The following is a 22,987-nucleotide window of genomic DNA, read 5'->3' on the forward strand; positions in this document are numbered from 1 at the left end:
AGGAGCCGCCAAGCCGCACTGCTGGCCCTCAACGTCGTATTGGCGCTGATAATCCTGGTGCCCTTCTTTTGGATGGTTTCAGTGTCGTTGAAGCCGGCGGCCGAGCCTTTTTCCATTCCCGCCAGGCTGTGGCCGGAGAACCCGACCTTCGACAACTACGTCACTGCATTCCGGCCGGAGTTCCGAACCTATTTTATGAATTCGGTCATCGTTTCACTGTCCACCGTCATCATCACCGTTTCGTTAGCCCTGCTGGCCGCCTATGCATTTACGCGCACCCACGTCCGCCTACTTATCATCGCCATGACGCTGGTGATCGTCACGCAGATGTTCCCGGCCAGCGCCATCATCATCCCGATCTACAAGATGATGAAGGGGGCCAACCTACTCAACACATATACGTCGTTGATCCTCGCCTACGTCACCGTAACCTTGCCGGTGGCGATCTGGATGCTGCGTGGCTTCATGGCCAATTTGCCGCTGACACTCGAAGAAGCGGCGGCGATCGATGGGGCCGGGCCGTTCAGAACTTTTTTCGAGATAATCGTGCCGCTTTGCCGGCCGGGGATAGTCGCCACTGCAGTCTTTGTGCTTATCGTCACCTGGCAGGAGTTCCTCTTTGCGCTCTCCTTTACCTCGACCAAGGAGATGCGCACGCTGCCAGTTGGAGTGAATGACTTTATCGGCCAGTACGGCATCCGCTACGGAGAGCTCATGGCCTCATCCGTGATGATCTCCATGCCGGTGGTCGCTGTCTTCTTCTTTCTGCAACGACAGTTCGTAGCAGGCCTGACGGCCGGCGCGGTGAAGGGCTGACGTGTCGGATATCATGCTCTTGGATATTCCTGAGCCCAGCATCGCGTTGCTGACGTGGGACTGGCTGGAGAAGCTGAACGTAGTGCCCTCTGATCCAGACGTGCATGTGCATATTCTCACCGGTACTGACGTTGGCGCCTTAGCACTTGGCACCGACATCGCCGGCTACATGGGCCGACCTGAGCGGGAGTTCATGGAGTTTCAGTTTGCTCGATGCGGGCTGAACGACCGTCGGAGGCGTTCCCAAAACCGACCATCGCCGTCAACGATTTATCGTGACAAATACTCCACAGCTATGACTGCTGTCCGTAGCATCGTCCACGAAGGGATATGATCTTGGCCTCCGTAACGTTGTCATCCGTATCTAAATTTTGGGGCTCCTTTGTCGCCGTGGAAAAGATCTCGCTCGCCATGGCCGATGGCGAGTTCATCGTGTTGCTCGGGCCCTCTGGCTGTGGCAAGTCCACCACAATGCGCATGATCGCCGGGCTCGACGACCCGAGCGCTGGCGAGATTCGCATAGGCGATCGTGTGGTCAACGATTTGCCCCCGGGTAAACGCGATCTCGCCATGGTGTTCCAGAACTATGGCCTCTATCCGCATATGACCGTGGCGGACAATATTGGTTATCCGCTCAAAGTCGCAGGTGTGAACCGTGAGGAACGCGAGCGCCAGGTACGCGCCGCCGCCGAGCGCGTCGAACTCGGCGGGCTTCTAGAGCGCAAACCCGGTCAACTGTCCGGCGGGCAAAGACAGCGCGTGGCGCTCGGTCGTGCCATCGTACGCACGCCCAAACTGTTTTTGATGGACGAACCTCTGTCCAATCTCGACGCCAAGCTGCGCGTCTATATGCGCGCGGAATTGAAGCACCTGCAGCGCGACCTCGGTACCACTACGATCTATGTGACGCACGACCAGGTCGAAGCGATGACGCTGGCTGACCGTGTCGCCGTGATGGCGAACGGCAAACTACAGCAGGTCGGCACACCCCTCGACATCTACAACACGCCGGCAAACGTCTTTGTTGCCGGCTTCCTCGGCAATCCACCCATGAACCTGCTTCCGATAGCAATTGCCGACGGACGGGTGCAGGACTCCGAGTTGACGCTTGCGGCTCCGGCCGGCGTGAACGGCGCGATCACCGTCGGCCAGCGACCCGAAGATATGCGGCTCAGCGAAACAGACGCGGGTAATATGGCCGGCGAGGTTTATACCACCGAACTATTGGGCGACAGCACGCTGGTCACCGTAAAGGTCGGCAAAAACTTGGTCGCCGTGAAGACCGACAAAAATACCAAGGTGCACATGGGAGAAAACGTCGGCATCCGCTTCGATCCGAAACATCTGCATTTCTTCGACACGACCAGCGGCACGCGGGTCGCGTTCGACGCAAGTAGGTGAGGCTAGTCAATATCTCATGCAGCGTGACACCTACAAAGTTGAATTCACAGTCGAGCCTTGAGGTAAGATAATGAACGCCGAATTGCGTTGGGGGATTCTAGCGACCGGCTGGATTGCTGATCTCTTTGTCCAGGATTTGCAGCTTGCCGGTCATCGTGTCTCGGCTGTCGGCTCTCGAACACAGGCAGGAGCCGACAAGTTCGCCAACCGTTTCAGTATTCCCAACGCGCACGCCAGCTACAAGGACCTTTTGTCGGACCCGGAGGTCGATATTATCTATGTGGCTACACCCCATCCGATGCACGCCGACAACGCGCTTAAGGCGCTGACCGCCGGCAAGCACGTGCTTATCGAAAAGCCATTCACGATCAATGCACGGGAAGCGCGCAATGTCGTTGATTTCGCCTCTGCGAAAAACCTGGTCGTGATGGAGGCGATGTGGACGCGCTTCCTTCCTCATATGGTGCGCATCCGGGAGATCATCGCATCAGGAGTGCTTGGAAAGATCTATTCGGTGATCGCCGATCATACTCGTGACCTTCCTGGCGATCCCAATCATCGGCTCAACGCTCTGGAACTCGGCGGAGGCGCCCTGCTTGATCTCGCCATTTACCCCATTTCGTTCGCCTTTGACGTGCTCGGAGAGCCTGAACACATCGTTTCGATGGCTCGGATTAAGGAGACAGGAGTGGACGCTGAGGTAGCAACTATCTTCCAACACGCCGGCGGGGCTTTGTCTACCACCATCTCCAGTCTCGACAACACCGGACCCAATGTTGCATCGATCCTCGGCACCGAGGGGAGAGTTGAGATTGCATCTACCTGGTATTCGCCAACTTCATTTCGCCACATTGACAAGAATGACAGGGTGATAGAAGAGTATTCGTCGTCGGTAGCAGGACGTGGCATGCAATATGAAGCTGCCGAAATGGAGAGGCTTGTGACGGCCGGAAAATTGTCCGGTGAGATCATGCCTGCTAACGAGACCGTGTCGATAATGCAATCACTTGATACGATCAGGGCGCAAATCGCACTGCGCTATCCGAACGAATAGAGCATTTTAGTTGATTTCGGTCGAGAAGTGCTGGAGCGGATGCCGCGACGACGGCCGCGGACCGCACCTTGGCTTGGGCTGGTAGACCTCCGGCGGCTTTATTACTTGATTACTTGAGCAAGCCCTTGATCCTAAAGTCAGGGTCTATCAGCGAGCTGGCCGCAACCACAGTTCCGCGCTCGATGAGCTTCTCGAGAACACTCATGTTCCTCGCGACCGTGTTCCCCTGTCCTATTGCGGCGGCCGCTGAGACCCGGGCATCTTGATCGCACTGAAAGACGATGCGGACCCCACCGGAGGCTGCGCGGTGATGTATATCCCGGGTTAGATCGAACTGTCCTGCGACCTGCAGAGTCAGATCGAACTGATCCGACCAAAACCACGGGACTTTCTGGTACTCTCCACTGGCACCGAGCATGGTTGCTGCGGCATGGGCACCCTGGTCCTGTGCGGCCTTCCAGCTTTCAAGTCGCATACGGGCTCCTCGCCACTCGAAATTGCAGCAGTCGCCTGCGGCGAAGATATTGGGTTCGGAGGTTCGGAATGCGCTGTCGACAACAATCCCGTTATCCACGAACAGACCGGCCTTTTCGGCGAGCTCGGTATTAGGGATCGCCCCGACGCCAGCGATAACGGCGTCGAACTCCAGTTCAATCCCGTTGGCCAGCACAATGCGGTTCGTTCCAGCCTCGGTGACGACAGTACCAGTCAGAATCTTGACCCCTGCGGTTTCGTGCCGCGCGTGAACGATTTGGGCGATCGCCCCGGGCACGGCGCGTCCGAGAATGCGCGGTGCGGTCTCGATCACCGTAACCTCGGCACCTGCCTGCCGCGCAGTCGCGGCGAGTTCAAGGCCAATGAATCCGCCACCAATGACCCCAATGCGCGCATTGCTGCTGAACTCCAGCATAATGCGCCGCGCCTGCACATCGGTTCGTAGTGTGAGACAGCCTTCAAGGCCAGGAAACAATCTGGCACGGGCTCCCGTCGCAAGGAGCAACTGATCATAGGTCAAGAGCGTGCCATCGGCGAGGTGAATCTCCCGCCTCTCAGGCACCAGAGACTCGACCAGCGCACCACGTCGGAGTTCGATCCCTGCTCCGGGATAGGCATCTTCGGCACGAATGGCCTTGGGATTGGCTAGCATCGTCTTGGATAACGGCGGTCGTTCATATGGCAGAGCTTTCTCTGCAGTCAGCAACGTTACCGACCCTTGAAAACCAAGTTCCCGCAACGTGAATGCGGCGCGGACACCGCATTCTCCGGCGCCGACAATAGCTATCTCTGCCATGCGGTCCTTCACTTCAGCTCTTGAGAACGACTTTGTTGTCTGGCGCAAACTGTTCGTGCAATGGAACCAGAGCAGCGCCAATCGCGCGGGCGTTAAACCCGATCGAGCCCACACGGAACTCAGGAATGATGATGCCCTCCAGATCGTAGCCTGCCACTCGTTCCCGGACGCTCACGATGAGACGATCGAGGAGAGGTCGCAAGAGGACGCCGTCAACAACGACACTATCGGCTTCGATGAAGCTCGTGCCAGAGATGGCCGCAAAAGCAAGTGCATCCGCCGCCAGATCGCACCACTCATCGAAACAGGCAAGTGCCGGTTCATCAAGCTTGGCGACGGATCCACCATCTTCACGGAACGTCTTCATTGGCAATTTGTGCTGCGCCGCAAGGACCTCCAACCGATTGAGGGAGGCGGCTTGACTCAACCGCGCGGGCGCTGGACTCCTATTGTGCGATCCAAGTTTAAGAGGGATTGCACCCACCGCGCCCGCGTTGCCGGTGTGGCCGGTAATTAGATTGCCCTCCAAAACAACACTGCCGCCAATCAAGGTGCTGATGTAGAAGTATACGATTGACCGATTCCGGTTCTCTCTCCGGAAATCAATCTCAGCCAAGCAAGCAGCGTCAGCGTCATTGAGCACCACGGCGCTCAAGCCGGAGGTTTCTTCGACCCTGGCGACCATGTCGGCCTCCCGCCAGCGTGGGGATGCACCGCCAGGATCACCGATGACGGCTATGCCAGACTCGATCGCCGTTGGAGCAGCAATACCTACGCCCACGAGTCTGGATTTCTGGACGCGGCTCAAATCATCCTTCAGGCTGTCGAACGCTGTTCCCATCAGGCCCGAGACGACGTCCGCGTCGAGGGCATCGTAGGCAAAGCTTTTCTTAGCAATCACCCGGCGGTCGAACGATAGAGCCAGCAGATCCAAGGAGCGGCGGCCAATCTTGACCCCGATCGAAATCGCTCCATCCGGTGCAATCTCGATCGGAGTAGAAGGCTGACCAATCCGGCCGCGGATTACGTCCTTCTTCCGCAGGTATCCTTCCTTGAGGAGGCGATTTACGATAATCGTGACCGTTTGCGAGGACAAATGTGTAATGCGCGCGATCTCGGCCTTGGAAAGCGCGCCAGCCTCCTGGATCAGACTAAGGATTAAGCGCTCATTGTAGTGTTTGACACCTATCTGGTTGCCGCCACGGTGCGTCGCGTTGCCTACGAATGCGTTGAAGGTGCTGTCGACTGACATTAGATACAGCTCGCGTTTTCAGGGGCGTTCAGATCGGAAACGCCGGTTATCATGGCGCCCTTCTCGTTACTGCTGGCCGGTCTTGACGTCCAGAACGCCCGCGATGCCATCGCGCCAGTGCCCGCCGCGTCTGATATCCCAATTGAGGCTCCCTTTGAGCGCGTGAATTCGGTCGTAGTGCTTCGTCTTCCACCCATCAGCTTGCCGTAGGATCGACGGCCGAAATCTGGCACGATTTTTTTTGTAAATCAAGCGGATTTAGTTATTGACCATTTGTTGGAATATTGGCATGTTGTAGGCCGATCGGGCCTTTCGGGGCGAGATCGAAAGGAGCATCCGATGGACGATCTTAAGTTTGGAACGCGCAGCAAGCGCGGCGATTGGGCTCCCAACGAGCTGTTGGAGCCGGCGCCAATATGGCTCTTCCCTCCCAATCCAAAGAAGCTTCTGAAGTGGCTTCCATCTTACTTCTTTCCGTACAACCTGCTGTTCATGGTCTCGGCACTCGCCTACTGGCAGCTGGTTGTCCCTGACGCCGCAGTCCTGCAGAACTTTGCATGGGGTTGGTCGCTGAAAATGCTGGCGGTGAACCTCGTCCTGGCCTTTCTCTGGTACCAAAGCTGGGAGTTGCCGCTTTACGTTCGCCGTCGGCAGGGGAACCGATTTAAGTACAACCACAAGTTCCCGGCGGATCAGCAATCAGATGTATTTTGGTTCAATAAGCAGACCCTCGACAATATGCTGCGGTCGCTGCTGATCGGTGTACCGATATGGACGTGCCTGCAGGTCTTGATGCTGTGGAGTTCCGCGAATGGATACATACCCTGGCTCAACTTCGCCGAGCACCCTGTGTGGCTCGGGGTCGTGGCTGTCGTGGTGCCGATAATTCACGACTTCCACTTCTATTGCATCCACCGGCTGATCCACGTCCCAGTGCTCTACAAATACGTCCATTCGGTGCACCACAACTCCATAAATCCCAGCCCGTGGTCATCGCTATCGATGCATCCCATTGAGCACTTGCTCTATTTCGGGGTGGTTTTCTGGCACTTCGTTATCCCCTCAAACCCCGTCATTGCACTCTACCAGCTACACTTCGCGGGTTTCGGCGCCGTGCCTGGGCACATCGGTTTCGACACGGTTGAGACCAGCGATGAGCAGGGGTTCGATACCCACGCCTATATGCACTACCTCCACCATAAGTATTTCGAGGTGAATTACGGAGGCGAGGGGCTCGTCCCCGTGGACCGGATGTTCGGCACCTATCACGACGGGTCGAAGGAATCTGACGAACGGATGAAGGCGCGTTTCCGCGCCAAGAAAGAGCGCCTCAAGGACAAATCGGCCTGAACCCGCTCGAACCCTGTTGCCTCAAAATCTAGCGAGAGTGACGATGCCTTGGATTGACGTTTGTGGAGCCGACGACCTGGAAGAGGAAGGCGGCCTACGGTTCGACCATGCAGGTAAGACGTTCGCAATCTTCCGGAATCATCAGGACCAGTATTACTGCACGGACGGGCTTTGTACCCACGAGAATATCCACCTCGCCGACGGGTTGGTGATGGAGAATACGGTGGAATGCCCCAAGCATGCCTCGGTCTTCGACTTCACAACCGGCGAGGTCGAGACGCCTCCCGCCTGCGATAACCTGCGCACCTACGCCGTCAAGGTCGAAGGCGGCCGCGTGATAATCGATGTCTGAGGAGACTATCCGTTGACCGACATCAACCCGAAAGCCGTAATCGCGGAAGTCACGGCTCTTCCGGAGACGGTTGAAAAGGTCCGCGGCTTGCTATGCGACTACGGGCGCATTGTTCGGCAAGAACCTGGGAACCGAGCGTTTGCCTGCCGCCAAGTCGACGGTCGACCAGACAAGTTTGTCCGCGGACCAGGCGGCCTTCGAGACGCACCTTTCCGCACCCGAGAACGCTCAATTGAACGCCAAGCTTGGGACCCTCGTTCAGGGTGCCGGTTCAGTCCTGACCTTCCTGATACCCGTTGAGTAAGCGAGACTCATTAAAGGGAGTCGCATTTCGCGGAGACCCACGATCATGTACCACAACAGACCTCACGTCGAAGACATACGCGCGAAGAAGCGACGGGGCGAAAAGCTTTCGATGCTCTATGTCACCAGCACGGAGGAAGCCGCCGCCGCCGCCGCTGCGGGGATCGATCTCCTGTCAATCGAGGCAAAGGACTTCACCCCCGAAATGCGTGAGGCGGCGGGGGCGTGCTTCGTGCAGATCGGCCTGACGCCGCCAACGAAAGGAACCGTGGACGGAAAGCTGCTGGTCAGCGCCGAGCAATTCCTGGAGGCGGCTTACCGCTACACAGCGATTGGGGGCGATTGTTTCTATTGTGCCGCTTCTTTCGATATCCAGAGGACAATGTGCGAAAATCACATTCCGATTGTCGCTCATGTGGGCCTTATTCCATCTTACGTTACCTGGACCGGCTGGCGCGCTGTCGGAAAGACCGCATCAGAGGCGCTGACGATGTGGAAGCGACTAAAACGGCTCGAGGAAATCGGTTGTTTCGCTGTTGAGCTTGAGGTCGTTCCCGGCCGGATAGCCGAGTTCTTCGCCAAAAACACATCGATGATCTACTTCAGCCTCGGTTCGGGCTCAGGTGGCGATGTCCAGTACCTGTTCGCAGAGGACGTGCTCGGCTACGGCCGGAACCGCCTTCCGCGCCACGCCAAGGCGTATCGCAACTTCAAGGCCGAGTTCGACCGACTGAATAGTGAACGCGTCGCGGCATTCCGCGAATTCCGGGCTGACATCTATTCCGGTGCCTATCCCGGACCCGAACACACTGCGGCGATCCCGGAGGCTGAATTTGAAACCTTTCTTAATCACTTGGGATCTCGATAGTGAGACTTGCTCCGTCTTTAATATCAGTATCCACTTTTTCGATATATTCTCAGTTGAGATAGACTAACTGTCCCTCGGTCCGCAGGGATTTCCATCGCAGCCGCGCTGGTCGTACCGGCACGGCGTCCAGCATTCTTCGACGCCCGCGAGACCGAAAGGCAAAATCATGACCGTTGGCATTCAACCCAGCAAGCTCATCGACGGAAAAGCAGTCGCAAACACCCTTACCACGCAGATTGCCGCCGATGTAGCTGCGCTGAGATCGGCAACCGGAAAAGTGCCGGGCTTGGCAGTGATCTTAGTGGGAGAAGACCCAGCGAGTGCTGTCTATGTCGCATACAAACACCGTCAGACGCTTGCGGTGGGTATGGCGTCCTTTGAACACAAACTTCCAGCCGACACCAATCAGGACGACCTGTTGTCAATCGTTAATGAATTGAATCAGGACCCTTCTGTGCATGGCATTTTGGTACAGCTACCATTGCCGTCTCAGATTGATCCGAACATGGTTCTCAACGCGATTGATCCGACCAAAGACGTCGACGGGTTTCATGTCCAGAATGCCGGCAGGCTGGCGACCGGCCAAGAAGGGTTCGTTCCGTGCACTCCTCGCGGCTGCCTATTGCTCCTGAAGCATCGTCTCGGCGATTTAGCTGGTCTCCACGCGATCATAGTTGGACGAAGCAATATCGTCGGCAAACCAATGGCCCAACTGTTGCTGGCTGAGAATTGCACTGTAACAGTCGCTCATTTGCGGACCCGCGAACTTCCGGCTCTCTGCAGGATGGCCGACATTCTAGTCGCCGCGGTCGGACGCGCAGAAATGATCCGAGGTGATTGGATCAAGCCAGGCGCGGTTGTCGTCGACATAGGTATCAATCGGGTGACCCAAGGCGGAAAGCCGCGCCTTGTTGGCGATGTCGCATTTGCAGAGGCTGCTCACGTTCAAGCAATTACACCTGTCCCAGGCGGCGTGGGTCCGATGACAATCGCGTGTTTGCTCGCGAATACCCTTTCCGCATTCCGTCACACCTTGGCGGCGCGAAACAACTGAGGAACGAACAATGTCGAAATTTGCACTTCGCGTGAAATGTCGTTCCACCAGGGGCATAGTGGCTGCGATCTCCAGCTTTCTCGCTGATCAAACTTGCAACATCACGGACAGTGCGCAGTTTGACGATGTTGATACTGGCAACTTCTTTATGAGAGTGAGCTTCCGGTCTGAAGGTGGGCGAAACCTGGACGAGCTCCGCGTCGGCTTCGATCCAATCGCATCGCGCTTCGCGATGGATTCAGAATTCTTTGACGAGGCCGTGAAGCGAAGAGTTATCGTCATGGTCTCTCGCTTCGGCCACTGCCTCAACGATCTCCTCTACCGTTGGCGCATTGGCGCTCTCCCGATCGATATCGTGGCGGTGATCTCCAATCACATGGAATATCAAAAGGTCGTGGTGAATCACGACATTCCGTTTCACTGCATCATGGTAACGAAGGAAAATAAAGCCGAAGCGGAAGCCCAGCAGATGCTTGTAGTGACCGAGACCAAGGCCGAGCTGATCGTTCTAGCTCGCTACATGCAGGTTCTCTCGGATGAAATGTGTCGGAAGATGTCCGGCCGCATTATCAACATCCACCATTCGTTTCTTCCTTCGTTCAAGGGCGCCAATCCCTACAAGCAAGCGTATGAACGCGGAGTGAAATTGATCGGCGCGACCTCTCATTACGTCACTGCCGATCTGGATGAGGGGCCGATCATTGAGCAAGACATCATTCGGGTGACACATGCGCAGTCCAATGAGGATTACGTCAGCTTGGGTCGTGACGTTGAAGCACAGGCCTTGGCACGGGCGATACACGCCCACATCCATGGCCGAGTTTTCCTAAACGGGAACAAGACGGTTGTATTTCCACCATCACCCGGTTCGTTCGCCTCAGAACGAATGGGGTAGCGATAGAAAGGTTCTGTCGCAACCTTTTCGGAAAGGTCATTTGCTGCATGATGCTTGCTCTTTTTTCCGGGAGTTTGTCATGTTCAAAGGCCGCCATTTTGGTATCTTGCCTACAATCTCAGCCTGCGCGATCTGGAAGAGATGATGGCCGAGCGCGGCATTCACGTCGACCATTCCACTGTCCACCGCTGGGTCGTGCACTTCTCGCTTGAGCTGCTGGACCGATTCAACCGGCGCAAGCGGAGCGTCACTGGAAAATGGCACATGGACGAAACCTACATCAAGGTTCGAGGCCAATGGATGTATCTCTATCGTGCTATCGACAGCCTCGGCGATACGGTCGAATTCTTTTTCAGCGAGAACCGTGACCTGCCGGCGGCCAAACGCTTCTTACGGAAGGCCCTGCAGCGCCATGGCAGGCCGGAACGTATCGCCATCGACGGCAGCCAGACCAATCACGAGGCCATCCGATCTTGCGATCTTGAAAATCGCCTGCGGGATCGATCGCGACGAGCACTGAAGTCGATCAGAATCCGCAAGAGCCAGTATTTCAACAACCGCATCGAACAGGATCATAGGTGCATCAAGCGCCGCGTCCGGTCCATGCTCGGCTTCAAGTCAACCACAACCGCCGAAACTATCCTCTCGGGCATCGAGATGGTTCATATGATGCGCAAACGACAGGCCAGGTTTGCCTACAATCCCACGCCCTCCATTGCCAAGCAGTTCGAAATGCTCGCCGCATGAGCGCCGCGTGACGCTCAACCCGCCCTTGCGACCTCAGCTGGAGTTTGCGACGGAACCGCCTGGACAAGGTCTGGACGAGATCAGATTACGGCCACATTGGAACTCGCCTCCTGATCGAACTCGTCATCGCCGAGCGTTGCACGGGTTGCAACGCCTGCGTCGAAGTATGCCCGACCAACGTGCTCGAAATCGTCTCCAGCAATGTGCCGCACATCGCCCGGCAGGAGGACTGCCAGACCTGCTTCATGTGCGAGCTCTACTGCCGGGAAGACGCGATCTACGTCGCGCCCGATTGTGAAAACGCCACTCCAGTCGACAAGGACGAGATCCTGGCTTCCGGCCTGCTCGGCGAATTCCGCCGCAATCATGGCTGGGACGAATGGGCACACGACCCCCGCTACACCAACGAGCACTGGCGGATGGAGAGCGTCTTCCTGCGCGCGAGGGATATGGCCATCGCCGAGGCGGCCGGAAACGCGTGAATGGAAATTGTGCCTCAGCTGACATTCCTATGACCTGAGCGTTTATCCGGGACCTCATTTCCATGATACAGAAACGGCAGTTGCGGCTCGGAGCGTAAGACGGCAGAGCTTGCCGCCACTACTCCGCAGCCTCGGCATAGTGCGCTGGCACATAGTTGAGAATGGGTCCGAGCCAGCGCTCCACTTCCGCGAGCGGCATGTCCTTGCGGCGTGCATAGTCCTCAACCTGGTCGCGTTCGACCTTGGCGACGCCGAAATAATAGCTTTCGGTATGCGACAGATAGATCCCCGACACAGACGAGCCGGGCCACATCGCATAGCTTTCGGTCAGGCTCACCCCGGCATTGCGCTCGCTGTCGAGCAGCCGGAACAGTGTGGCCTTCTCGGTGTGGTCGGGCTGGGCGGGATAACCGGGCGCCGGGCGGATGCCGCGATAGGGCTCGCCGATCAGCTCGTCCGGCGCCAGCTTTTCGTCGACCGCATAGCCCCAGAACTCCTTGCGCACCTTCTCGTGCATGCGCTCGGCGAAGGCCTCAGCGACGCGGTCGGCCAGCGCCTTGACTATGATCGACGAATAGTCGTCATTGGCCCTCTCAAATCGTTCGGCGATCGCCACCTCCTCGATGCCGGCCGTGACGATGAAGCCGCCGATGTAGTCGGGCTTGCCGCTGTCCACCGGCGCGACGAAATCCGACAATGCGACATTGGCCTTGCCGTCGCGCTTGGTCAGTTGTTGGCGCAGCGTGAAGAAGGTCGCCAGCTCCTGCGATCGCCCCTCATCCGTGAACAGCCTGATATCGTCGCCGGTGGCATTGGCCGGCCAGAAGCCGATGACGCCGCGTGGCGCAAACCATTTTTCGGCGATGATCTGCTTCAGCATCGCCTGCGCATCCTCGAACAGCTGGCGCGCGGCGGGTCCTTGCGCTTCGTCTTCGAGGATCTTGGGATAGCGCCCTTTCAGCTCCCAGGTCTGGAAGAACGGCGTCCAGTCGATGTAGCGCGCGAGTTCCGTGAGATCCCAGTTCTCGAAGACCTTCACACCTGTGAAGGACGGCTTCGGCGGCTCATATTCAGACCAATCGATCCGATGCGCATTGGCCCTCGCCTTGGCCAACGGCAGCCGCTGCTTGTCGGCTTCGGACCGGGCATGCGCGTCGGCGACTTTCTTGTATTCGGCGCGCAACGTGTCGACATACTTCGCCTTGCTGTCATTCGACAGCAAGGACGACACCACGCCGACCGCCCGGCTGGCGTCGGTGACGTAGACGGTCTGGCCTTTCGCATAGCGCGGGTGGATCTTGACCGCCGTGTGCACGCGGCTGGTCGTCGCGCCGCCGATCAAAAGCGGAATGTCAAAGCCTTCGCGCTCCATCTCGGCGGCCATGTGCGCCATCTCGTCGAGCGAGGGCGTGATCAGGCCGGACAGGCCGATGATGTCGACATTTTGCTCTCGCGCCGTCTGCAGGATTTTTGCCGCCGGAACCATGACGCCGAGATCGATAATCTCGTAATTGTTGCAGGCCAGCACGACGCCGACGATGTTCTTGCCGATGTCGTGGACATCGCCCTTCACCGTCGCCATCAGGATCTTGCCCGCCGTCTGGCGTTCGCCATTGTCGATGCCATTGGCGGTATTGGCCAGCTTCTCGGCCTCCATATGCGGCAGCAAGCCGGCCACCGCCTGTTTCATCACCCGCGCCGATTTCACCACTTGCGGTAGGAACATCTTGCCGGCGCCGAACAAGTCGCCGACGACGTTCATGCCGGCCATCAGCGGGCCTTCGATGACATGCAGCGGGCGCTCGGCGGCCAGCCGCGCTTCCTCGGTGTCGGCATCGATGAATTCGGTGATGCCGTTGACCAGCGCATGGCTGATCCGCTGCGCAACTGGCAATTCGCGCCAGGCGAGGTCGCGCTCCTTGGCTTCCTGGCCCGCCGTGCCCTTGAAGCGTTCGGCGATCTCCAGCATGCGTTCGGTGGCGGTGCCGCCGCCTTTCGGTTGACGGTTGTTGACGACATCCTCGCAGGCTTCGCGCAGGTCGGGATCGATGGATTCGTAGACGGCAAGCTGTCCGGCGTTGACGATGCCCATGTCCATGCCCGCCTGGATAGCATGGTAAAGGAACACCGCATGCATGGCCTCGCGCACCGGCTCGTTGCCCCTGAACGAGAAGGACAGGTTCGACACGCCGCCTGAGATATGGACATGCGGCAGCGTCCCGGTGATCTCTCCCGTCGCCTCGATGAAGTCGACGCCGTAATTGTCGTGCTCCTCGATGCCGGTGGCAATGGCGAAGACATTGGGGTCGAAGACGATATCCTCGGGCGGGAAGCCGGCCTGTTCGGTCAAAAGCTTGTAGGCGCGGGTGCAGATTTCGACCTTGCGCGCTTTGGTGTCGGCCTGGCCGTCCTCGTCGAAGGCCATGACGACCACCGCCGCGCCATAGGCGCGCACGAGTCTGGCATGATGCAGGAATGCCGCCTCGCCTTCCTTCATAGAGATGGAGTTGACCAGCGGCTTGCCCTGCACGCATTTCAGGCCGGCTTCGATGATCTCCCATTTGGAACTGTCGACCATGACAGGAACACGGGCGATGTCCGGCTCGGCGGCGATCAGGTTGAGGTACTCCACCATCGCCCTCTTCGAATCGATCAGTCCCTCGTCCATGTTGATGTCGATGATCTGCGCGCCATTGGCGACTTGGTCGCGCGCCACGTCGAGCGCGGCGACATAGTCGCCCGCCGTGATCAGCTTGCGGAACTTGGCTGAGCCGGTGACATTGGTGCGCTCGCCGACATTGACGAAGGGAATCTCATCCGTCAGCGTGAACGGTTCCAACCCGGACAGGCGCATCTTGCGCTCGATGTCGGGAATGGCGCGCGGCGGATATTTCCGCACCGCCTCTGCGATGGCGCGGATGTGCTCAGGCGTCGAACCGCAGCAGCCGCCAACGATATTGACCAGCCCCTCGCGGGCGAAATCCTCGATCTGCGCGGCCATGAATTCCGGGCTCTCGTCATAACGGCCGAATTCATTGGGCAGGCCGGCATTTGGATAGGCGCAGACAAAAGTGTTGGCGACGCCTGATATCTCGGCCAGATGCTCGCGCATGGCATTGGCGCCGAGCGCGCAGTTGAGGCCGATGGTGAAGGGGCTGGCATGGCGCACCGAATGCCAGAAGGCGGTCGGCGTCTGGCCGGACAGCGTGCGGCCGGACAGATCGGTGATGGTGCCGGAAATCATCACCGGCAGGCGCACGCCCTTCTCATTGAAGACCTCTTCTGCTGCGAAGATTGCCGCCTTGGCGTTCAGCGTGTCGAAGATCGTCTCGATCAGGATGATGTCCACGCCGCCATCGATCAGGCCGCGCAGCTGCTCGCCATAGGCGAGGCGCAATTCGTCGAAGGTCACGGCGCGATAGCCGGGATTGTTGACGTCGGGCGACATCGAGGCGGTGCGGTTGGTCGGCCCCAGCGCGCCGGCGACGAAACGGCGCTTGCCATCCTGCTGCTCGGCACGAACAGCGGCGCGCCGCACCAGCCGCGCGCCATCGCGATTCAGCGCATAGACGGCATCCTCCATGCCGTAATCGGCCTGGGTGATCGACGTCGAGGAGAAGGTGTTGGTTTCGAGGATATCCGCGCCTGCGATGGCGTATTGATAGTGGATCTCCTCGATTGCCTTCGGCTGCGTCAGGATCAGAAGATCGTTGTTGCCTTGCTGATGGCAGGCGCAGCCGGCGAAGGCCTCACCACGGAAATGATCTTCATCGAAACCCAGCCCCTGGATCTGCGTGCCCATGGCGCCGTCGAGGATGAGGATGCGCTCACGCGCCGCTGCCGTCAGCGCCGCAAGCACTTCCGACTCGTCGGGCTTTGCCGCGACGGAGCCGAACAATGCGTCCAGCGATGCAGAATTCTGCGACATTTTCATCCTCAAGACGACAGTACTGTCCAATTCACATAAAGACATCTTTATGTCAACATACGCGCTCCAGCCTGGGTGTCGCGCACCGGAGAGAAAGTTTTGTGTCAAAATCGGTCCAAAAGCAGATGAGATGGATGAGCGGCATGCCCTCGAAGCGGCTTGGGCGGCAGCGCTCAAGCCGGCGCCGCTCCCATGGTGTCTCGACCGATGCAAACAATATTGTGGCCTTTGGCCCAAACTGTCCACTATCGAACGGACGCATTATAGTCGAACGTTTTGCATTTCGTGCGAAGCCCTCAAAGCAACAACAGAAGACGCGCGCGGGGAGAAGGCGCGCCGGCCCAACTTGAGTATCAGCGCGGAGCTACATCATCAGGATGGCACGTCACTTGCACATCAACTTTGGGAAGCCATCGTGACGGCAATTGCCCGCAAACCAAGGGAGATGACGATGGCAATTGGCCTGAATTGCTCGGAGCAACTGAAGATGGCTGAAGATCTGCAGGCGTACCATGCCGAGCCACGGGGACTGATTATGTGGCGAGCCGAGTTGAAGCAATTCATTGACGATCGGGCGAAACACAATAGTCGGCATTGTCTCGCCGTCTGAGGTTGGACGTGAAGGGACCGCGGGCGGGAATATCAGGCAAGAGCTCGGGTCAGAGCTTCCCATACCGCAAGCGTCGAGGCGACGGAGATCGGTCAGGAAATGCTCAGCGTTATGAGCGGGCTCGGGAGGAAGAGAATGCGGAAGGTTGAGAAGATCAGACGAAGCGCTGCTGCAGGCTCCTGCCGAATGAAAGCCCTGCATCGTCCGCTAACGCTTTCGCAGCGTTAGGTGGGAATTCTCAGTCTGCTGGTGCGGCTGACGCTATTCCTAAAACGCGACGAAACAGCTCGAATCTAACCAGGACGCAGGTCAGGGGCCTAGCGCGACACTTCTACAAAATCTCGAAATGAAGAGTACCAATATGACAGATAAACCCTCGGTCTCTATTCTGAAAGAAACCCGCGACAACGAGAAGCGGGTTATCATGCTTCCGCAAGGTGTTCGACAGTTTGTCGAGGCCGGTTTTAAGGTTTACGTTGAGCATGATGCCGGAGCCGCCTCGGGAGCGTTTGATGGGGACTACAAGGCGGCAGGGGGCGAAATCGTTTCAACAGACGAGGCTTGGACAGTTTCTCCATTCCTCTTGAAATATAAGTTTCCGAGCGTCGCCGAACGGCGGTACCTGTGCCGCCCGCTGCATATTGGCGCATACTTTTACCCAGGCGAAAACTACGAGCTAACGCACCACCTGCGCGAGCATGGGGTGACAGCCTATAGCTATGAGTACTTTCAGGCCGCAGATGGTTCGTTTCCGCTCATGACGCCCGATAGCGAGATCAGCGGGAAATTGGCTGTGCTCTTTGGGGCCCATCACCTGCTATCGACGCAGGGAGGGCTCGGCATAATGCTGGCTTCCCTACCGGGGATGAAGCCGCCGAAAATCGTCGTCATCGGGCATGGAAATGTCGGCGCAGCAGCTGCTCGAACAGCCGCAGGTCTCGGAAACGAAGTTGTTGTCTTTGGCTACCGCGAGGAAAGCCTCCGCCGATTTGAGGGGACCGTTCCCTCGAACGTCAAATGCCTGATTGTCTCGCAAGAAGCCCTGGAGCGAGAGATACCCGACGCCGACCTGGTGATCGGAGCGACTTTGATTTCGACCTACGATACACCAGCGATGCTCACAGACGAACTCGTCAAGAAGATGAAGGAAGGCTCGATGATCATCGACGTCACTTGCGGCTATGGAGCAGGATACATCCCGACGGCCCATACATTCACCTGGATGGGCGCGGCACCATATAAGGTGCATGGCGTTTGGCACTACAAGGATCCCGTCATGCCAGCTCACGTGCATCAGACGGCGTCGATCGGGGCAACCACAAACCATACGCGTTATCTTATTAGTCTCGGCAAATCGATTTTCCTTAAGGATTTCCAGGACTCGGTTTCCCAAAAGGGCAAATTTGTTGAAAACGGTGAGATCATCCATCCGCACGTGATTAGCGACTTTGCCTTGATCGATGCATTGGCCAAGAAATCCGCGTGAGGGGGCGGCCATGGCGATGCGGCATAAGATATCATATAAAGAACGGGCCGCGTACTACGATGTCGAATATACGGACACTGTAGACCATGCTTTTCTCGCCAGTCTTGTTGGTGGTTCTACGCGCTCGGTCCTTGAGATTCCGTGTGGGGTCGGGCGTAACGCGCTTAATTTGGCTCGAAGCGGATGTTCGATAGTCGCTGTCGACAACGAACCGGCTATGGTCGAACGGCTGACAGAAAAGGCTGAAAAACTCGGCTTCAACAATGTGTCAGCACTCGTTGGGGATCTCCGGACGTTGGACCTCGAAGAGCGGTTCGACCTTATCCTCGTGCCCCGAGAGGCATTTCAGCTGTTGGTGGACTTGTCCCAGGCGCGGCAGTCGCTCAAAGCGCTGCGACGGCACCTCTCGGACGATGGGACATTGATGATCGACCTATCGTCTTTCGCAAAGGTCAGGCCAGAACAGGCCTACCTCCAGCCAGACTATTTCGATCCTACTGCCCCTGATGGCAGTTGGCGCTTTGAGTGGACGCGCCCGCTAGCCGCCAGGCTCACGTTGTCTCGTCATCGTATGCAGCAACACAATTGTGACGGCACAGTCGACGTGTCGTTCAGACACATTCGTGAGACTGAGACGGCCATCGACGAGACCGAGACGACCATTCGACTTAGGCCTTACTGCGTCGACGAGTTCACGGCGCTTTGCGTCGATGCTGGATTGAAGGTTGAAAAGGTGTTCGGCGACTACGGACGCAACTGGTACCAGCCGAACGACGCCCGAATGATTTTTCTTCTCAGCGCAACTACCGACATTCGGGACGATCAGCTCCCCCCGTCCGGGGTTATGTGGGAACTCGGCCGAGGGTTCCAGAACGACCGTGATGCCTTTCGAACGAAAGACCTGCAGTTGGTTCCAATGCGTCCGTCCGTCCGAGCTTATTTTGAGACCTATCTGACGGAGTATTTCTCCGGCCCCTTCATCAAGGGCCAAGGGGCCGAGGATATTTTGAAGGCGATGGCGGAATGGGGCGTTATGGGAAATGCTCTCGATCTGGGATCTGGAACTTCGACGCTGTTCTGGTATCTCCCAACCAAGGGAGTCAATCGCCTCTCTTGCTGCGACATCGCGCCTGAAGCCCTTAGCGTGCTAGCGAACTTCGTACGGAGCAATCAACCGCTTCCTGAGTGTTACGGTTGGGTAGCCGATCATTTCAAAATATCCAATCACTCGGTCAACCAGCTTCGCGAGCGCTTTGCCGAGTTCTTGATTTTCGACTGCCTGAAGCGGTGGCCAAGTTGGATGGACAGCCACCGATACGACTTGATCACTGCCTTCGGTAATCTAGCGATTTCGGGGACAGCTGACGCGTACGACGATTGCTTCCAGCACATCGCTGATCACCTTGCACCCACGGGCCGAACTATCGGAGCGGATTGGGCAAGGCGGCAGTCATTTGCGCAGAAGGATGGGCACGACAATTCGTATTTGAGCATCGAACTGATAGCCAGCGCGATGAAGAATGCGGGGCTCACCCCGCTGGAATGCCGTCGTATCGAGATACAGCGGGACCCACTTTACGACGCCATTTTCGTTTGGGTCGGCCAGAAAAATAGCTGAGCGATCTCCTTCGATATTTTGGAGCTTTTAGCATGTCGCACAATCGCGAAGGCGGTGCAGGTAGCTTTGTTTCAGTTAACGGCGTGATCTGCGCTGGCGCCCATTATATTGTCGATCTGTTCGGCGGCACAGGTTTGGCAATCCCGCTTTTATCGAAACAGCCATTACGAAAAGCGCACAGTCCGCTGGAGCCACTATACTTTTTTCAAACTTCCATCGGTTTTCACCCGAGGGTGTCTCAGGCGTACTGGTATTGGCGGAATCTCACATCAGTATCCATACTTGGCCAGAGCACAGCTATGCGGCATTAGATGTGTTTATGTGTGGCCGGGCCCGCCCCAAAGCGGCTATTGCCGTTCTGAAGGAAGAGTTCAAGCCGATCCGTGTCGTCGAGTATTTGCTTGCCCGTGGCAGAGCCGACAATGCCGACCAATACTCTCAACCGGATCGGATCGACTCCGAACGTTGGCTCAAGGGGCTTGAGCGCTAATTTTCGATTCATCAATCGCGCGTCGTCGATCTCGTGCGTCAGGCGCCCGTGATTTCGGGCACTGCATCCCGGCGGCCGCCAAGGCGAAGAAAGATCAGAGCTGCTCGATCACCGTAAGCGCCACGCCGCTCCCCTCGTGCGGGGCATGAGGTGAATGTGCGAAGAATCCCCCCGATCGCGAGAGACGCGGCCGACAATCCACGATCTCGCTACCGCGGCAGGCGTTTCGGTGGCGACTGTGAACAGAATTCTGAGTGGCACCGTTTCAGTTCGCCCGAAAACCGTCCAACGCGTTCAAAGCGCAGCGGAAGAGATTGGGTTTTACGGAATCGGAGCCATTGATGATCGGGCTCGTAAGATATCTCCACATTACCGACTAGGCTTCCTGCTTCAGCAGTCGACCCGCGACCTCTATCAGTTGTTCGGGAAGAAGATTATTGCCGCCTGTCGTGAGCGTCGGGATGAGGTCATCGATTCAGTAGTCGACTTCGTGGATCTGCTGACACCCGAGACAATCGCGAGCCGGCTGATTGCGCTCGGCGATTCATGCGACGCCGTTGCGGTGGTCGCGGCAGATCACCCAATTATTGGCCAGGCGATCCGCTCACTGAAGGAAGTGGGAAGACCGATTGTTTCTTACATTACGGATCAATCCGCACCGGAACGTGCAGCTTATGTTGGCACAGACAATTGGAAGCTGGGTCGCACGGCGGCCTTCCTGATCACCCAAACCACTCAAGGACCGGGTCGCATTGCGGTTTTCATAGGAAACCATCGGTATCAATGCCAGGACGTCTCAGACGCCAGTTTCCGTTCGTATTTGCGCGAACACGCTCCGCGGCTCACAGTGGAGGAAAGCCGCCCAACCCACGAGGAATCGAACGAGGCTTATCGAATGGTGGCCGAGTTGCTTAAGACGAATGACGATCTTGTGGGAATTCTGATCGTCGGTGGCGGAATTACCGGTGTACTTCGTGCTTTGAGGGAGGTGTCCTCAGAGAGGCGAGCGGGTATCAAGGTGGTATGTCGTGACATTGGCCCCGAAACCCGAAAAGGACTGTCCGAGGGCTTGATCACAGCAGCTCTCTGCCACCCCCTTGAAGCCACTTCGGCCCTTCTTGTACAGACAATGATTGATGTCATTGGACCACAGGCGCCCTTAGCTACTCTTCAGCGGTCCATACCTTTCGAAATAGTCACCCCGGAGAATATCTGACGCAAATGTCAGCTAGGGGTCGCCCACTCGATTGTTTAAATAACATGTAACCTTTTGAAATTGCTGTGGAATATTTTCCAGCGTCGCGCAAACTCCGACATCAAGATCGTCATGCGCGGCAGATATCGAGGTGCAGCGCCTGTGTGGCCGCATGTCCGCCGGTGCGCCGCATCTCGTCGTACAGCATCGGAAAGATGTCGAAGCCGAACTCGAGGTCCTGACCGAACGGCCCACGAAAATCGATATCGGCGAGTTGCCCAAGATTGTGGAAGATGAACCAGCCCGGATTGGTGGCGCGCAGGATCTCGACCTGGTCGTGTTGAAAAGCCGCCGTCGCCCCAGCCAGGAACCGGTGGTAGTCCTGTACATGCCCGGGGCTCGGATAGGACGGCATAAGCGGCCGCGGCAGCTCGATCTGCCGTCATAGGCCGTCGCCCAGAAATGGCCACCCCAGGCGAAGTTCAGTGCGTCGATCGCGCCGGATTTGTGCTGCAAGAATTTCTGGAACTCCAGCCGCGTGGCGGGTGAGAATGACTCCGAAACCGTCGTGTTGAGCTCGTGTCGGTCTGCCAGCCGATGACGCGAGGATTGTTGCGGTAGTGGTCGGCCATGGCGCGGGTGATGCGGCGGCTGTGGCCGCGGAACACCGGGCTGGTGGTGTCGGCATGCTGGCGCGAGCCATGACTTGCGGGCGGCCGTGGACATCGACGCGCAGCACCTCCGGATAGTTGATGGTCAGCCAGCGCGGCGGCGTCGCCGTCGGCGTTCACATGATCGTGTCGATACCAGCGGCGCCGAGAACCCTCGATTGCCCGTTCACCCATCCGCACCGTGTTGACGCCGGCCGCAGCCATGCGCTCGGCATCGCGCCGCCAGCAGGTTTCGTCGACATGTTCGGGATAATGCGGTGCTCCCAGCAGGAAGCGGTCCAGGTTGAGGGGCCGCCAAACGGAAAGCGGAGCGGGCGTCTTGCGCTGCATGCGAATGATACTCTTGGATTGAAGGGTCAGGTTGCGGGGACGGGTTTGCCCGGCGTTAAGGTGCGGCCATCGGGCCTGAAGAGATAGCGTCGGCGATCTCGAACCCGGCCGTCAGTCGGGCGCCGACACTGATTGGCGATACCATATTGAGCTGGACGGTGAAATTGCCTGTGCCGCTGTCCGAATTGGTCGCCTGAAGGGGGGAGGCGTCGAGGTAGAGGACCGTTTCCCGCCCGAGATGTTCAACCAGCCGCACCTGACCCTAGAACGATGGCTGGCTGGCGTTTGCCGGTTCGAGAACGTGGAGGTTTTCCGGTCGGATTCCGACAGTCACCGCATCTCCCGACGAAATGCCGGTCCCGTCGATGTCGGAGAAGGCAAGTACGCCTTACTCTTTTCGCGCAGCCAGAGTTCAAGATCGGCGACAATAGCGCGGCTATTTTCCTGACGCATCGCACGGCGTTCATCGGCCGATCGGCCACGGATATCGTCCTCTATTCTGTAGAGCTCGGCGATCCGTCTCAGCGCCTCGCTGGCGATCGGCGCCGGTCCGGACACGGCCAATTCATAGAACCGCCGGCGAACGTGCGCCCAGCAGAAGGCGAGCGTCACGCCGCTCCTGTCGGCCAGCACACGATAGCCGCCATAGCCGTCGACCTGCAGGATTCCAGTGAAGCCTGCGAGATGAGCGATCGGACGCTCGGCCTTCGATCCGCGCCCTGCTGGCCGTCAAGCGGGGTGAGCCGCGCGTCTGCTCGATGGTCCGGGTGCCGACGCCCGAGAATGAGGATCGC

19 protein-coding genes and 2 pseudogenes are annotated in these 22,987 nt (G+C 57.9%); 16 read left to right on the top strand and 5 right to left on the bottom strand.

What is annotated here, in order from left to right:
* Window positions 1-72: 72 nt before the first annotated feature.
* The 4 genes from NKH63_RS29610 (at window position 73) to NKH63_RS29625 (ending at window position 3,271) form a co-directional block, all read left to right on the top strand.
* Entirely contained in the window at window positions 73-816 is a 744-nt protein-coding gene (locus NKH63_RS29610; protein ID WP_352813006.1) for a carbohydrate ABC transporter permease, read from the top strand.
* A gap of 1 nt (window position 817) precedes the next feature.
* Window positions 818-1,150, top strand: a complete 333-nt coding sequence (locus NKH63_RS29615) for a Clp protease/crotonase-like domain-containing protein (protein WP_031194746.1) — start codon at window positions 818-820, stop codon at window positions 1,148-1,150.
* Between the two features lie 2 nt (window positions 1,151-1,152).
* Complete coding sequence (locus tag NKH63_RS29620) at window positions 1,153-2,217, top strand: ABC transporter ATP-binding protein (protein WP_352808736.1); 1,065 nt, start codon at window positions 1,153-1,155, stop codon at window positions 2,215-2,217.
* A 70-nt stretch (window positions 2,218-2,287) separates the two neighbouring features.
* Entirely contained in the window at window positions 2,288-3,271 is a 984-nt protein-coding gene (locus NKH63_RS29625) for a Gfo/Idh/MocA family protein (protein WP_352920064.1), read from the top strand.
* 109 nt (window positions 3,272-3,380) lie between these two features.
* Here NKH63_RS29625 and NKH63_RS29630 read toward each other — a convergent pair whose 3' ends face one another.
* Both NKH63_RS29630 and NKH63_RS29635 read right to left on the bottom strand, forming a co-directional pair.
* Window positions 3,381-4,562 carry an NAD(P)/FAD-dependent oxidoreductase gene (locus NKH63_RS29630; RefSeq protein ID WP_352920067.1) on the bottom strand — a complete coding sequence of 394 codons (1,182 nt, stop codon included), beginning with the start codon at window positions 4,560-4,562 and terminating at the stop codon, window positions 3,381-3,383.
* A 13-nt stretch (window positions 4,563-4,575) separates the two neighbouring features.
* Window positions 4,576-5,814 carry an ROK family transcriptional regulator gene (locus tag NKH63_RS29635; RefSeq protein WP_352808732.1) on the bottom strand — a complete coding sequence of 413 codons (1,239 nt, stop codon included), beginning with the start codon at window positions 5,812-5,814 and terminating at the stop codon, window positions 4,576-4,578.
* A gap of 339 nt (window positions 5,815-6,153) precedes the next feature.
* Between NKH63_RS29635 and NKH63_RS29640 the strand changes: the two genes are divergently transcribed.
* The 7 genes from NKH63_RS29640 to NKH63_RS29670 all read left to right on the top strand — a co-directional run bounded on the left by NKH63_RS29640 (window position 6,154) and on the right by NKH63_RS29670 (window position 11,865).
* Entirely contained in the window at window positions 6,154-7,164 is a 1,011-nt protein-coding gene (locus tag NKH63_RS29640; protein WP_352808731.1) for a sterol desaturase family protein, read from the top strand.
* A 37-nt stretch (window positions 7,165-7,201) separates the two neighbouring features.
* Window positions 7,202-7,516: a MocE family 2Fe-2S type ferredoxin gene (locus NKH63_RS29645; protein WP_036245547.1), complete on the top strand. Its 315-nt coding sequence runs from the start codon at window positions 7,202-7,204 to the stop codon at window positions 7,514-7,516.
* A gap of 349 nt (window positions 7,517-7,865) precedes the next feature.
* Window positions 7,866-8,687 carry a 3-methyl-2-oxobutanoate hydroxymethyltransferase gene (locus NKH63_RS29650; RefSeq protein ID WP_352808729.1) on the top strand — a complete coding sequence of 274 codons (822 nt, stop codon included), beginning with the start codon at window positions 7,866-7,868 and terminating at the stop codon, window positions 8,685-8,687.
* Window positions 8,688-8,853: 166 nt separating this feature from the next.
* On the top strand, window positions 8,854-9,741 hold the full coding sequence (gene folD, locus NKH63_RS29655; RefSeq protein ID WP_352920069.1) for a bifunctional methylenetetrahydrofolate dehydrogenase/methenyltetrahydrofolate cyclohydrolase FolD: 888 nt from the start codon (window positions 8,854-8,856) through the stop codon (window positions 9,739-9,741).
* A gap of 10 nt (window positions 9,742-9,751) precedes the next feature.
* Window positions 9,752-10,636 carry a formyltetrahydrofolate deformylase gene (gene purU, locus NKH63_RS29660; protein ID WP_352808726.1) on the top strand — a complete coding sequence of 295 codons (885 nt, stop codon included), beginning with the start codon at window positions 9,752-9,754 and terminating at the stop codon, window positions 10,634-10,636.
* A 54-nt stretch (window positions 10,637-10,690) separates the two neighbouring features.
* Window positions 10,691-11,383: an IS6 family transposase gene (locus tag NKH63_RS29665; protein ID WP_352808723.1), complete on the top strand. Its 693-nt coding sequence runs from the start codon at window positions 10,691-10,693 to the stop codon at window positions 11,381-11,383.
* A 44-nt stretch (window positions 11,384-11,427) separates the two neighbouring features.
* Window positions 11,428-11,865 carry a 4Fe-4S binding protein gene (locus NKH63_RS29670; protein WP_502896378.1) on the top strand — a complete coding sequence of 146 codons (438 nt, stop codon included), beginning with the start codon at window positions 11,428-11,430 and terminating at the stop codon, window positions 11,863-11,865.
* Window positions 11,866-11,983: 118 nt separating this feature from the next.
* Here NKH63_RS29670 and metH read toward each other — a convergent pair whose 3' ends face one another.
* Window positions 11,984-15,793, bottom strand: coding sequence for a methionine synthase (gene metH / locus NKH63_RS29675; protein ID WP_352808720.1), 3,810 nt, complete (start codon window positions 15,791-15,793; stop codon window positions 11,984-11,986).
* Window positions 15,794-15,923: 130 nt separating this feature from the next.
* Here metH and NKH63_RS29680 point away from each other — a divergent pair, with 130 nt between their 5' ends.
* From NKH63_RS29680 to NKH63_RS29700, 5 genes are all read left to right on the top strand, one after another.
* The gene (locus NKH63_RS29680; RefSeq protein ID WP_023680905.1) at window positions 15,924-16,403 is read left to right on the top strand and encodes a hypothetical protein; all 480 of its coding nucleotides are present in this window, start codon (window positions 15,924-15,926) and stop codon (window positions 16,401-16,403) included.
* 361 nt (window positions 16,404-16,764) lie between these two features.
* The gene (locus NKH63_RS29685; protein WP_352920072.1) at window positions 16,765-17,889 is read left to right on the top strand and encodes an NAD(P)-dependent oxidoreductase; all 1,125 of its coding nucleotides are present in this window, start codon (window positions 16,765-16,767) and stop codon (window positions 17,887-17,889) included.
* A gap of 16 nt (window positions 17,890-17,905) precedes the next feature.
* Complete coding sequence (locus NKH63_RS29690; RefSeq protein WP_352920078.1) at window positions 17,906-19,507, top strand: methyltransferase domain-containing protein; 1,602 nt, start codon at window positions 17,906-17,908, stop codon at window positions 19,505-19,507.
* Between the two features lie 88 nt (window positions 19,508-19,595).
* A complete protein-coding gene (gene speD, locus NKH63_RS29695) occupies window positions 19,596-19,997 on the top strand; it encodes an adenosylmethionine decarboxylase (RefSeq protein ID WP_352920081.1) in 402 nt (133 codons plus the stop codon).
* A gap of 154 nt (window positions 19,998-20,151) precedes the next feature.
* Window positions 20,152-21,213, top strand: coding sequence for a LacI family DNA-binding transcriptional regulator (locus NKH63_RS29700; protein WP_352808713.1), 1,062 nt, complete (start codon window positions 20,152-20,154; stop codon window positions 21,211-21,213).
* Window positions 21,214-21,328: 115 nt separating this feature from the next.
* Here NKH63_RS29700 and NKH63_RS29705 read toward each other — a convergent pair.
* A pseudogene (locus NKH63_RS29705) lies at window positions 21,329-22,193 on the bottom strand (beta-galactosidase); the annotation flags it as partial.
* Between the two features lie 393 nt (window positions 22,194-22,586).
* A pseudogene (locus NKH63_RS29710) lies at window positions 22,587-22,901 on the bottom strand (IS66 family transposase); the annotation flags it as partial.
* Window positions 22,902-22,987 lie beyond the last annotated feature (86 nt).

It is taken from the genome of Mesorhizobium sp. M0960 (assembly GCF_040319055.1).
Taxonomy (GTDB): Bacteria; Pseudomonadota; Alphaproteobacteria; order Rhizobiales; family Rhizobiaceae; genus Mesorhizobium.

Excerpts from the sequence above, each read along its gene's own strand:
- NKH63_RS29685 (WP_352920072.1), top strand. The coding sequence starts at position 16,765 with ATGACAGATAAACCCTCGGTCTCTATTCTGAAAGAAACCCGCGACAAC.
- NKH63_RS29630 (WP_352920067.1), bottom strand. The coding sequence starts at position 4,562 with ATGGCAGAGATAGCTATTGTCGGCGCCGGAGAATGCGGTGTCCGCGCC.
- NKH63_RS29680 (WP_023680905.1), top strand. The coding sequence starts at position 15,924 with ATGGATGAGCGGCATGCCCTCGAAGCGGCTTGGGCGGCAGCGCTCAAG.
- NKH63_RS29640 (WP_352808731.1), top strand. The coding sequence starts at position 6,154 with ATGGACGATCTTAAGTTTGGAACGCGCAGCAAGCGCGGCGATTGGGCT.
- purU (WP_352808726.1), top strand. The coding sequence starts at position 9,752 with ATGTCGAAATTTGCACTTCGCGTGAAATGTCGTTCCACCAGGGGCATA.
- metH (WP_352808720.1), bottom strand. The coding sequence starts at position 15,793 with ATGTCGCAGAATTCTGCATCGCTGGACGCATTGTTCGGCTCCGTCGCG.
- NKH63_RS29610 (WP_352813006.1), top strand. The coding sequence starts at position 73 with ATGGTTTCAGTGTCGTTGAAGCCGGCGGCCGAGCCTTTTTCCATTCCC.
- folD (WP_352920069.1), top strand. The coding sequence starts at position 8,854 with ATGACCGTTGGCATTCAACCCAGCAAGCTCATCGACGGAAAAGCAGTC.
- NKH63_RS29635 (WP_352808732.1), bottom strand. The coding sequence starts at position 5,814 with ATGTCAGTCGACAGCACCTTCAACGCATTCGTAGGCAACGCGACGCAC.
- NKH63_RS29690 (WP_352920078.1), top strand. The coding sequence starts at position 17,906 with ATGCGGCATAAGATATCATATAAAGAACGGGCCGCGTACTACGATGTC.
- NKH63_RS29625 (WP_352920064.1), top strand. The coding sequence starts at position 2,288 with ATGAACGCCGAATTGCGTTGGGGGATTCTAGCGACCGGCTGGATTGCT.
- NKH63_RS29650 (WP_352808729.1), top strand. The coding sequence starts at position 7,866 with ATGTACCACAACAGACCTCACGTCGAAGACATACGCGCGAAGAAGCGA.
- NKH63_RS29700 (WP_352808713.1), top strand. The coding sequence starts at position 20,152 with ATGTGCGAAGAATCCCCCCGATCGCGAGAGACGCGGCCGACAATCCAC.